We start from the raw sequence: 11,992 nt of genomic DNA on the forward strand, positions 1-11,992 counted from the left end.
TTATAAACGATGAAAATTAATCTTACTCAAAATAAGAATTTAAAACTTTTTAAAATAATTTCTGAGGCTGCAGAAAGGAATAACCAGTCTGTATATATTGTCGGTGGATATGTTCGTGATCTTCTGATGAAGAGAAAGGCATCTACGGATATAGACTTTGTGACGGAACAGAGTGGTATAGAACTGGCACAGAATGTCGCTCAGGATATCGATCCTAAATTAAAGGTTTCCGTATTCAAAACCTATGGAACCGCTATGATCAAATATAAAGATCTTGAGCTGGAATTTGTAGGTGCCCGAAAGGAAAGCTATACAGAGAACAGCCGAAAACCGGAAGTAGAAGGTGGAACTTTGGAAGACGATCAGAAAAGAAGAGATTTCACCATCAACGCAATGGCTATTTCTTTGAATAAAGATAATTTCGGGGAACTTATAGATCCGTTCAATGGAATTGAAGATCTGGAAAAAGAGATTTTAAGAACTCCTTTGGAACCCGCTCAAACGTATTCTGATGATCCTTTGAGAATGATGAGAGCAGTTCGTTTTGCTTCAACTTTAGGCTTCACAATTGAAGAAAATTCTTTAGAAGCCATCAAGCAGGAAGCGGAAAGAATTAAGATTGTTTCTATGGAAAGAATCATGGTGGAATTCAATAAAATCATGGTGTCTGAAAAACCTTCTGTAGGATTAAAATTAATGGAGCAAACAGGGCTTTTAAAGCTTATTATTCCTGAATTAATTGAACTGAAAGGAGTTGAAGAAGTTGAAGGACAGACTCACAAAGATAACTTCTATCACACTCTTGAGGTAGTGGATAATATTTCTGTGAATACTGATAACCTTTGGCTGCGTTGGGCTGCATTACTTCACGATATAGGAAAAGCACCTACGAAAAAATTTGTAGAAGGTACAGGATGGACATTTCACGGGCATGAATTCTTAGGCTCCAAAATGGTAAAAACTCTTTTCCAGAGATTGAAACTCCCTTTGGGAAGCGATATGAAATATGTTCAGAAGATGGTAAAACTGTCTTCCAGACCTATTGCTCTGATTACCGACGATGCTTCAGATTCTGCACTAAGAAGGCTTTTATTTGATGCCGGAGAAAATCTTGAAGAACTGTTTACCCTTTGTAAGGCAGATATCACGACTAAAAACTCTAAAAAGCAGGAAAAATTCAAGAAAAATTTTGAATATGTAGCCGTTAAGATCAAAGAAGTAGAGGAAAAAGATCAGGTAAGAAACTTTCAGCCTCCTATTACCGGAGAAGAGATTATGGAAATGTTTAACCTTCAGCCGGGCCGTGAGATCGGTATTTTAAAGGAAAAAGTTAAAGAAGCAATCCTTGAAGGTGAAATTGCTAATGAAAAGGAAGAAGCAACAAAATTTGTGATCACTGAAGCCGAAAAGCTGGGATTAAAAATGAATTAATTTTTACTCAATAAAAAAAAGCTGGATTTTCATCCAGCTTTTTTTGTGCTTCAATAAGGTATATACCAAAGCCGGGCGGGTTCTAAAGAACCCGCCCGGAAAAAAACACAAATGATGAAAAAATAAAAAATTATATTATATACGCCGAAGCGTAATTTTTAGTTTTTATAGAACCCGTTTGTTCCAACACCTGCTGTAAAGTTTTTCAATAGAGTACCACTTAGTGCATCATAAACATTTACTTTACCATCTTCAGTAAAGCTGGCATCTGATGCAAAAATTCTACCGTCAATTACATCAAAACCATATACATTACCGGATGCTTTAACAATAGGAACTTTAGAAACGAAAGAAGAACCAACAGTCATATTATAAATATTGTTAGAACCTGTAATAAAATAAAACATATTATTATCAGCTCTCAGCTTCTGAACATCAGCAATTCCAGCAAGTGTAGTTGTAGTATAGTTTCCAGTGACTGAATTGATTTTATAAATGTAAGAATCTGTTGTATCAGAAACTAGTACGTAAGCAATTCCTTTGTAAGCAATAAGATCTTTGATAATTCCTTTAGTAGGTAATGTAATGATCTTAGGATTAACCATTGTAGAAGGATTTACAACTGTGATAGTATAACCAGTGGCAAATGAGTTATAGGGTGGATTAATATCATATCCAATACCATCTGTCTGCACAATAATATTACCCTCTGCCTCAACTACTTTTTCAGCATAACGCGGAAATCCCATACTGCCAAAAAATGAATTATCTGAAATATTATAGGCATTAAGCTTATTTTTACCAGCAAAATTATTATTTGTTACAAAATATTTATTCCCGGAGAATGCAATATATCTTGGATTATCAAGATTTTCTGTTACTGTAACCTGCTTTTTAAATGTATATCGGTTTACAATATCAATTTTACTGGGACTATTGGCTACAAGATAAGCCTTATCTCCACTGAAGCCTATACTCTGAAGTACTTTCCCGAATGCTTCTCCTCCATTATTGTTAGAGTATATGTTAGTATAAACCGTTCCCAGATTACTAGTAATAAAGGTTACATCAGAAGTAGGTTTTGAGAACCCTCCTTCGTTAGAAACAATAATTCCGTTTTCATAAGCACCTGATGAAGGTTTCTGAATAATTTCTATATCATTATCACTGCTACAAGAAGCATTGAAAAGTAGCATAGACGCAAATGCAAGAGGTAAAATTCTTTTGATATTCATATATATTAAATTTTATTTTTAAAAGTTGATATTTAAATTTACACTGTAATTTCTTCCGGGTAACGGATAAGCAAACATGGTATAATAAGTCTGATTGAAAATATTATTCATCTTAAAGCCCAAAGTATAATTCTTTAAAAACGTAGCCCCAACACCAGCATTTATAACAAAATATTCTTTCAGCGCCTCACTTTTCTTCTCATTGGAATCTGTATAGGTAAGTCCGGTAAACAATCCCTGAGCATATACTTTTATAAATTCATACTGATAATCAATATTTCCGGTAAACTTATGAAATGGCACATACATCAGCTGTTTCTTCTTTTCAAGATCCTGAGAATTTGTATAGGCATATCCTAAACCTACATTCAGAAAATGTTTTCCAAAGCGTTTAGCAAATTCTGCTTGAGCTTCTACTCCATAAGATCTTACATGCTCAGTATTTACAGGACTATAATATCCAAAAGAAGTAGGAAGCCATCTTATCATATCTCTGATATCCATATAATAAGGAACCAGAGAGAGTTTAAAATCACCAGCTTTAAATTGGTTTCTCAATTCAAACTGATAAGAAGTTTCCGGTTTTAAATTTTCATTTCCACCCGGTCTCCAATACAAATCATTGAAAGAAGGAGCTCTGAAATTCCTTGAAACACTTAATCCCAGATTATACCAATCTAAAGCATTCCATTTTCCTGAAAAAGAAAATAAAAGAGGCGACTTAGTCACTCCAACGAAATCCTGTCTTATTCCTGCTTCAAAACGTAAATCAGTGGTAGGAAAATATCTTATCAATCCAGCAATGGACCCCATATTTCTACTGATATGGTCTATTCCTGAACCATAACCTTCACCTTTATTAAGTTGGTATTCTCCAATGATATTGAAGTTCCACTTTGAGGTAAGAAAATAATTGAAATCATTCTTCAGAATATAATTCCTTCCAATTCCACTACTGAATTTAGGTCTGTCTATATCATTAAAATACTGGAAATTTTCTTCCGTATAAGCTGCTTTAAAAGAGTTATTAAAGCGGGTCTTATTCCAGTCCCAGGAAATTAGGCTTCTTACATTTTGAGTCTGATATTTTGTTTCCGTTTCTCTGTCAAATAAGATTGGAAAATGCTGTTGACCATTAAACCATTCAGAAATCCATGAAATCTGATGATGTGGAGCTAATTTATAAGCAGCTGAAATATTAAAATTTGTGTTGTAATATTCTCCGTTAAGGTTTATATAATTCCGGGGTTCTTTATTCACCTCATAAGCATTCTCACTGATAGAATAATTTCCTGAAGCCTTAAAACTGAATTTATCATTGCTGTATGAGCCTTTAACAAAATTATTAAAGGTATTAAAAGACCCAGCTTCAGAAAATAGACTGCCGTGAAAACCTTGATTGAAATTAAGGCTGTTGTCCAGGTGAATACTCCCTCCAATAGCGCCGGAACCATAAGTCACACTTCCTCCCCCTGCTTTTATTCCGATCTGGTCATATCCGAATAGGGAAATATTGTTCACATCTCCTTGCCCTAGAAAATTGGAATTAACATTAATTCCATTCCAAACAAAAGAAGTCTGTTGAGCAGTAGTACCTCTAAATGATGGTGAGGCAGTTCCACCACGTCCGTTTTCTTTAATATAAATGGAAGACTGAAATCTTAATACTTCGGAAAGATTGCTGGAGTTTTTTTCAACATCTTCAGCATGCATTGTTTTCACAGGGTGAAATTGTTTCACCTTGTTCATCTGGCTGTCGAAAATATAAATAGTATCTACAGCTTTCTCCTGTCCGAAAAGAAAACAGCCATAAGATGACAAAAATAGTATTAGAGATCTTTTTATATCCATATCCTTCTACTTTTCCTCCGAAAGCAATATGTTTTTTTGATTAATTTTCTGGCAGGTCTCCTGACTTTCGCTTTCTGTGCCTTCCCGTTTTTATACAGTGGCTGTTTACAGAAACTTTTATTGCGATTTACAGTTGCGGGGACAGTTTGGGAGTTTCACCCAATTCCCTTTTCATTCCAATATACTGGAAACCAAAATTTTTGCAAAGATAGCTTTTTAAATGTATTAGGCAAAAAGTGAATTTTATGAAAGAAAGACGAAAGCAAAATCGATTGAATCCTGATCTAAAAAAGAATTAATAACCTTCCAGTGTATGTAAAATAAAAAAACATTCCGGAGTGGAATGTTTTTTAATATGTTATTAAGATTATTGACCTATAACTTCTGTAATTGGATTTCCAACATTTCCACTTGGGAACTGAATTTTCAGTAATGAAGAAACTGTAGGAGCAATATCCGTCATGTGATAAGCCTTATTGCTTTCACCTTGTTTCACTCCCCAACCCATAAAGATCAACGGAATGTGTGAATCATAAGAGTTCCATACACTATGAGTAGTTCCTGTTTTAGAATATGGCGGAAGCATAGAGTCGTGAGAGATCAATTGAATATCCCCACTTCTTTGTCTGTTGATTCCATTGATAATTCTTTGCTTGATTGGCTCAGGAATGCTTGATTCAGACACTCTGTCTACAGAAACTGCATATAAAACAGTAGGATCTTTTTCCAGTTCTTTAACAGCGAAGTTTCTTACATCATCCAATTCAAGTTTGCTGTCTGCCAATACTTTTCTATCGAAATAAATCTGATAGTTATCAATAGCGTTAATCAATTTATCAGCTCCGAATTTATCTTTCAGCTTTTGGTTGAGGTTCTTTTCAGCACCTTCTCCAAAGAATCCCGTAGGAATTTTATGTTCTTTTAAAAAACCTACAGAGTGTGCTCCACCATGGTCAGCAGAAAGGAACACTGTGTACTGTCCTTTTCCAACCTTTGAATCCAAATAATTGAAGAATTGTGCTAAATCCTGATCTAATCTGATATAAACATCTTCCACTTCAATTGAGTTCGGTCCAAATTTATGCCCGGCATAATCCGTAGAAGCCAAATTGATGGCTAAAAAGTCTGTAATATTATCACCTCCCAATTTTTCTCCCTCTACAGAAGCTTCTGCTAACTTCAATGTCAACGTATTTCCGAAAGGAGTATAACGAATATTATCTTTTTTGGTTTGATAATCTTTTGCAAGATCATTGTAAGGGAATGTAGGTGTTTTTGCACTACCTAATAATCCTTCCCAAGGAGAATTGTCTGGTGCACTTTCTGTATATTGATTGATCGGGAGCAAAGTATTCCACCCATTAGCTACCAATTTCTCCGGTAAATTCTGAGAATTGAATGATTTTACCCACTGAGGAAGATCATTCATATACCATGTGCTGGTAATAAAGTTTCCTGTACTGTCATCAAACCAGAAAGCTCCGTTTGGTGTATGACCTGCAGGAAGAATAGAAGCTCTGTCTTTTAAAGAAACTCCGACTACTTTCCCTTGGAAATTTGTTGCCAGCCTCAGCTCATCCGTTACTGTAGTTGACCAAAGATTTTTAGGTGAGTGGCTTCCTGTTTTGGTATTGGTTGTCCCCACTGGCTGAACGCTGTCATCGGCAGTACAATATACACCTTTACCTGTTTCTTTATCTGTCCAGTCATTTCCGGCAATTCCGTGAATCGCAGGTACAGATCCTGTATAAATACAAGTATGTCCTAAAGCGGTAATGGTAGGTACATAAGGAATGTGTACGTTATTTAAAGAATAACCGGTATTCAAAAGTCTTTTGAAACCGTCATTTCCATATTTGTTGTAAAAACGGTATAAATAATCCCAACGCATCTGGTCTACTACAAGACCTACTACTAATTTGGGTCTTTCCAATTGAGAATTTTTGTTCTTCTGTGCATTGATTGTAACTACGGACAAAAAAGTAGCTGCCGCAATTGAAATGTTCCTAAGCATCCAAGTAAAATTTTATTGATCACAAATTTAGGAGTTTTGAATGTTTTAGAACGTGAATTTTTATTTAAATTTGATCTTTATTCAATTCTCAACCCCATTCATCATGATTTTAGGAGTATATTGGTACTTTAAATTCCCTGAAAATTTATATCATTTCAGGTTTTTTAAGTTTTTTGAGGGATATGGCGGGCATGCAGATAATGATGCAGAGTTGGCAGCAAGAGTTCAGGTGGAAGACATCAATGATTTTATCGAAAAACTGGAAAATCTGAGAACCAGGTTTAAAGAAGTATTTTTGTTTCTTAATATCAATGATAATCAGCTTATCATCAGTGTTGGAGATCATCAGCTCTTTGATTTCTATTTTCAGTTTGCCCTGGAAGTGGAAGCTCTGTTGATTCGTGAAAATGCAGTATTATTGGATGTTAACATTCCATTTAAAACACAATCTACTAAAGCTTATCATAGTGAAGGAGAAAATTGGGAGACCAATGAACATCGCTTTTTACAAATTGTAGGTTCAGATTTAAAAAAGAATAATGCGGAAAATCTTTCTATAAGGATTGACTGTAACCTTCCTTTAGCAGATAAAAAATTTTTCATCAATGATCTTGGTTCTATCTGCCGGGAAGAAAATATCAATGTATTTTATTATAAAGATTATGATTTCAGTACTCATTCCAATCTAATGCTCTTCTTTACGAATGGCCGCCAAAGAATAGATGCCGTTCAATCCATCAATCTTAATTCATTTGGAAATAAAGTAAGACAACTTACTCAAAAATATGCGCTTTATTTTGGGCATCTTGAAGGTTTGAAATATTATCCTCAACATGGTCCTCACATTGAGCTAATTGCAGATGAAGAATATATTATAGATAGAAAATAAAACAAAATTGAATTCCAAAACTACACTAAATCTAATAACATGATTAAGTTTAAATATGTCATTTTGTATGTAGAAAATGTAGAATCAGCAATGAATTTCTACCAAAATACTTTCGATGCAAAAATAAAATTCATTACTCCTGAAAAAGATTATGGAGAACTGATTACTGGAGAAACGACTCTTTCTTTTGCTTCCGTTGCTCTGGCCAGCTCCAATATTAAAAAGGGATTTCTCCTTTCCAAAACAGAAGCTAAACCTTTTGGGATTGAATTGGGATTTGTAACTGACGATGTAGAAACCTTAGTTGAAAAAGCTGTAAAAAACGGCGCCATTCTGTATCAAGATATTGCTGTAAAACCTTGGGGACAAAAGACTGCTTACATTAAAGATCCCAACAATTACCTTGTAGAAATCTGTACTGAAATTCAATAAAACATATTCCGTGGAAATTAAAAAACTACAAAAGCTGACTTCCAATTCTGGTTTAGAATGGGGACATAATGGATATTCAACAGATATCATCTACTCTGTTTCTTCAATAGAATTCAGTGGCACCTTTGAATTGACTCTGAGAGAAAAAAAATTATCCTACACTAAAGTATGGGAAACCAATTCTGATGATATCGAAGAACTCAATACAATCATTGAAAAAAATTCATCTTTCGGAGCTTTTGCAGATGGTGAACTTCAGGGCTGGATCATCTGTGAACACAGAACCTGGAACAATAGCTTCTATATCGAAAACATTCTTGTGAATGAAAAATACAGAAGACAGGGATTGGGAATCCTGCTGATTAAAAGCGCAATTAAAGAAGCCAGAAACCTTAACTGCCGGGTTATTGAACTGGAAACACAGAACACAAACTATCCTGCCATACAGTTTTATAGAAGAATGGGGTTTAATATCACCGGAGTAAATACAAGATTGTATAATAATTCCGATGAAATTGCTCTTTTTATGACATTGGATATAGAATAGCTTGTGAAAATTTTCAGGCTTTGGCTACAGTCAATAGATAGTTTATGTATTGGAGAGCGGGCTTGAGCCCGCTTCTATTCATATTTAAATTTATTTTATTTTCGGCAAAACGATCAAGCTTTCATTTCCGGAAGCGTTTACGGCTTGTATGGCAAAGAAATAGTTGTCTTTAGAATAAGGTAACTTGATAACAGTTTCTTTGGTAAATATTTTTTTCTGCCACATAGGAGCATCCGTTTCACGTAACAATACATAATATCCTGCTACCTCTCCTGATTTAGGCTTTTCCCAGGAAAGATCTGTAAAATTGGTAAGTTTACTCACTTCTATTTTTACATTTTCAGGTTTTGAAGGGGATTTTGCAAGATTTGCAAGAACCGCAATATTTACGCTTACATTCTTTTTAAAATACTCAAAGTCCATAAACTCAGGCAAGTCTCCATACTGTACTCCGTTTTCTTTTCTGATATCCTGATGCTGATGATCGAAGTTCTCATTGAATTCCGTTAATCGTACAGCAGAAAATCCTTTATCAACAAAAGGCGTATGATCTCCACCTCTCAAAAAACGATCGTTTCTGTAGATTAATTTGACCTGAAGATTATCTACATACCGTTCACCTATTTCTTTAATATATCTTGCCAGCTGTCTCGATTCGCCATCATTTTCCAGTCCGAATTTTCTAATCTCCTGAGCTTTTTTATCCAACTCATATTGAGGCAGACCTTCTGAAAAGACCCTCAGCTGATGAGTATTAATCAAATGAGTATCACTGCTGAGATTATTTGAAATCATGTCATTATTCAACAAACCTTCCAACTGCCAACCTTCATTAGCTGCTTTCTCAGCCAGCATTTTAGAACCCAGCAATCCTTGTTCTTCTCCAGAAAAAGCGACGAATACAATACTTGCCGGAAATTTAGATTTACTCAATATTCTGGCACTTTCTATAAGTCCTGCTACTCCACTTCCATCATCATTGGCTCCCGGAGCATTGTCTTTGTTATTCATGACATCACTTACCCTTGAATCCAGATGTCCACTCATCATAAACAATCGTTTATCATTAGGATTGGTTCCATGAATAATGGCAATAACATTTCCTAAATCAGCGGGTCGGTCTATTCTTTTTCCATCCGGCTGGATGGTTTGATTCTGCATAAAGACTTCCATTCTTCCAGCTGCGTTTTTTGCATAGTCATTGAATTTTTTCGACACCCATTTTCTCGCAGCTCCTATTCCTCTTTTGGAATCTGTAGTAGAACTCATGGTATGCCTTGTTCCAAAGCTCACCAAAGAATTGATATGACTTTTCAGAGAATCTGTACTTACCTGTGAAACATAATTGAGGATTTCAGTATCCTGCTGAACCGTTTGTTGAGCATGAAATACAACAGGAATAAAGAACAAAGTGAATATTATTTTTCTCATAACAGAACAGTCGATTAATCTTTTACAGTTTATTTGTTATTAAATAAAATTACAAAAAAGACAACAAACTTTATTAACAAAATCATTAAATTAAAATTTCAGTATTTTCGCAAAAAGATAACCTTATATCAGATGGATACAAAGAAAAACGTTCTGGAGAAAATGTCTGACCGAGAACTTGAGCAATACATAAAACCTGACAGTAAATTTGTACCTCAAGCGATACAGTACGCTTATGAAATTTTACAGTCAAGAGGAAGAACATTTACGAATGAAGAACAGGATCACATTAACTCTCTTATTTCTACAGTTGGAAGTAATGAACCCGTCATAATACATCCTAATCACATAAAAGCGTCTAATCTTATCTACCTGTCTGGAGCAATAGGAATTGCCGGTTTAATCTGGACATCAGAACAATTAAATTCAGGTTTGGCAATTTTCATTTCAATCGCAGTAATTGCTTTTGTCTTTGGAACCGGTTATATGATCGGAAAGGGAAATGCAGTGGCAAAATATCTGTTTATCTTTCTTTTTGTGATCGGTATCCTTGGAATACCTGTAATAATAACCCATTTAAGCACCGAGCCAATTCTCGGAATCATCAATATTTTTCAACTTATTTTTCAAACATGGGCTGTTGTACTTCTTTTAAAAATTCCTAAAAATAAAAAAGTATAGATATCTCACATGGAAAACCTTCTTACCTATATCCGTTCTCTCACTCCATTTTCAGATGAAAGCTGGACATTACTTCAAGCTGCACTCTCCGAAAAACAATATAAAAAGAATGAACTGATCTTAAAGGAAGGCGAAATATGTCAATCATTATTTTACATTGATAAAGGATACTGTAAGTCTTATTACGAAATAGATGGTGTAACAAAAAACACTGATTTCTTTTTTGAAAATGAAATTGCTACCAATATCAGTAGTTTTGGCAGTGGAAAACCTTCGGAATTCAATATGATGGCTTGTGAAGAATTACATGTTGTTATCTTTAATAAAGAGATACTCTTTAAAATTGCAGCACAATACATTGAAATAGAGTCTCTGGGGCGCCATTGTATTCGACAAATTGCTTACAAACAGGAAGAGTTCTCCAACCTCTTCAAACTGTATTCAGCGCAGGAAAGACTTGAATATCTTGAAAAAAAACATCCAGAGATATTACAAAGAGTTCCGTTGTCCCAACTGGCTTCATTTCTGGGAGTAGCCAGAGAAACATTAAGCAGAATCAGGAAACGGAGAATTTCTCAATAACCGGAATTCCTGATCAAAAGAATATAAAAAAATTAACACCAATCCAAAATAAAATGAAAACATTGATCTGGCAAGGAATTGCTTTTCAATCCCTGGAATATTTCAGTCTTAAAGAAAATGATAAAGGCTCAATCGTAGAATCAAGAATTATTGGTTACTATGAAAGTAAAATGTATACTGTAGATTATCAATTAATCATCGATATTAATTGGAATATCCAGGAATTTATCATCAAATCTGAAGTCAACACGGTTAAAAATGAATTAACCGGGAGAAAATTACAGGACGGCTGGGAGATCAACAATGTAATCAATCCCGATTTTAAAGAAATTCCCTTCATTGATATCTCATTAACTCCTTTTACGAATACCTTACCCATCAACAACCTTATATTGGCTGAAAACGATGCCCAGAAAATCCAGGTCATTTATATTGATGTTCTGAATAACCTGGTAAAACCGGTGACTCAGCAATATACCAGAATTGCTCCCCATACTTATCATTATGACAATCTTCAAACCGATTTTGAGGCTGACATTTTAGTCGATGATAATGGTTTGGTAGTCAATTATCCTGGATTATTTGAAAAAATTGCTGAATTTTCTTAAACCTCAGCACACCATTACTATGACCATTAATGAAATAAAAGAAGCTGCCATTGCCTGTAAAACATTGAACCAACAGGAACTGAGCGATAAAATAAAAGAATTAAAAGACAATGAAGTTTCATTTCTCGGTTGTTTTGCGTTTATCCAGCATAATCAACAAATTTCCCTTTCAGAATCTATAGAAATGACCTTGAAACTTGATGTATTTACAGAAGAAGAAAAAACTCAAATCAACGGATATCTGAATCTGGCTCGGAAAGATTTTAAAGAAGATGAAAACTAATAACTTAT

General features: G+C 34.6%; 12 protein-coding genes and 1 riboswitch. Of the genes, 8 read left to right on the forward strand and 4 right to left on the reverse strand.

The genetic code is table 11. The features are described from left to right. The first annotated feature begins 9 nt into the window (after positions 1-9). Complete coding sequence (locus EL260_RS19905; protein ID WP_123857259.1) at positions 10-1,431, forward strand: CCA tRNA nucleotidyltransferase; 1,422 nt, start codon at positions 10-12, stop codon at positions 1,429-1,431. Between the two features lie 158 nt (positions 1,432-1,589). Here EL260_RS19905 and EL260_RS19910 read toward each other — a convergent pair whose 3' ends face one another. From EL260_RS19910 to pafA, 3 genes are all read right to left on the reverse strand, one after another. Next, positions 1,590-2,666, reverse strand: a complete 1,077-nt coding sequence (locus tag EL260_RS19910) for a hypothetical protein (protein WP_123857260.1) — start codon at positions 2,664-2,666, stop codon at positions 1,590-1,592. 18 nt (positions 2,667-2,684) lie between these two features. Next, the gene (locus EL260_RS19915; RefSeq protein ID WP_123857261.1) at positions 2,685-4,517 is read right to left on the reverse strand and encodes a TonB-dependent receptor plug domain-containing protein; all 1,833 of its coding nucleotides are present in this window, start codon (positions 4,515-4,517) and stop codon (positions 2,685-2,687) included. A gap of 33 nt (positions 4,518-4,550) precedes the next feature. Then, positions 4,551-4,728, reverse strand: a riboswitch (cobalamin riboswitch). A gap of 156 nt (positions 4,729-4,884) precedes the next feature. After that, complete coding sequence (gene pafA, locus EL260_RS19920) at positions 4,885-6,531, reverse strand: alkaline phosphatase PafA (protein WP_123857262.1); 1,647 nt, start codon at positions 6,529-6,531, stop codon at positions 4,885-4,887. Between the two features lie 103 nt (positions 6,532-6,634). Between pafA and EL260_RS19925 the strand changes: the two genes are divergently transcribed. From EL260_RS19925 to EL260_RS19935, 3 genes are read left to right on the forward strand one after another with little or no spacing between them, the layout of a single operon-like run. Beyond that, positions 6,635-7,420, forward strand: coding sequence for a hypothetical protein (locus tag EL260_RS19925; RefSeq protein ID WP_123857263.1), 786 nt, complete (start codon positions 6,635-6,637; stop codon positions 7,418-7,420). A 39-nt stretch (positions 7,421-7,459) separates the two neighbouring features. Continuing rightward, a complete protein-coding gene (locus EL260_RS19930) occupies positions 7,460-7,852 on the forward strand; it encodes a VOC family protein (protein ID WP_123857264.1) in 393 nt (130 codons plus the stop codon). A gap of 10 nt (positions 7,853-7,862) precedes the next feature. Continuing rightward, on the forward strand, positions 7,863-8,399 hold the full coding sequence (locus tag EL260_RS19935; RefSeq protein WP_123857265.1) for a GNAT family N-acetyltransferase: 537 nt from the start codon (positions 7,863-7,865) through the stop codon (positions 8,397-8,399). Positions 8,400-8,489: 90 nt separating this feature from the next. Here the strand turns inward: EL260_RS19935 and EL260_RS19940 are convergent, their stop codons facing one another. After that, positions 8,490-9,830, reverse strand: a complete 1,341-nt coding sequence (locus EL260_RS19940; RefSeq protein ID WP_123857266.1) for a M28 family metallopeptidase — start codon at positions 9,828-9,830, stop codon at positions 8,490-8,492. A gap of 132 nt (positions 9,831-9,962) precedes the next feature. Here EL260_RS19940 and EL260_RS19945 point away from each other — a divergent pair, with 132 nt between their 5' ends. The 4 genes from EL260_RS19945 to EL260_RS19960 are packed head-to-tail and all read left to right on the forward strand — an operon-like array spanning position 9,963 to position 11,984. After that, positions 9,963-10,511, forward strand: coding sequence for a hypothetical protein (locus tag EL260_RS19945; protein WP_123857267.1), 549 nt, complete (start codon positions 9,963-9,965; stop codon positions 10,509-10,511). A gap of 9 nt (positions 10,512-10,520) precedes the next feature. Continuing rightward, entirely contained in the window at positions 10,521-11,093 is a 573-nt protein-coding gene (locus EL260_RS19950; RefSeq protein WP_123857268.1) for a Crp/Fnr family transcriptional regulator, read from the forward strand. A gap of 53 nt (positions 11,094-11,146) precedes the next feature. Continuing rightward, complete coding sequence (locus EL260_RS19955; protein ID WP_123857269.1) at positions 11,147-11,701, forward strand: putative glycolipid-binding domain-containing protein; 555 nt, start codon at positions 11,147-11,149, stop codon at positions 11,699-11,701. Further along, the gene (locus EL260_RS19960) at positions 11,685-11,984 is read left to right on the forward strand and encodes a hypothetical protein (RefSeq protein ID WP_123857270.1); all 300 of its coding nucleotides are present in this window, start codon (positions 11,685-11,687) and stop codon (positions 11,982-11,984) included. The genes EL260_RS19955 and EL260_RS19960 overlap by 17 nt, the downstream gene beginning before the upstream one ends. The last annotated feature ends 8 nt before the right edge of the window (positions 11,985-11,992 follow it).

The organism is Chryseobacterium nakagawai, assembly GCF_900637665.1.
In the GTDB taxonomy this organism is placed as follows: Bacteria; Bacteroidota; Bacteroidia; order Flavobacteriales; family Weeksellaceae; genus Chryseobacterium; species Chryseobacterium nakagawai.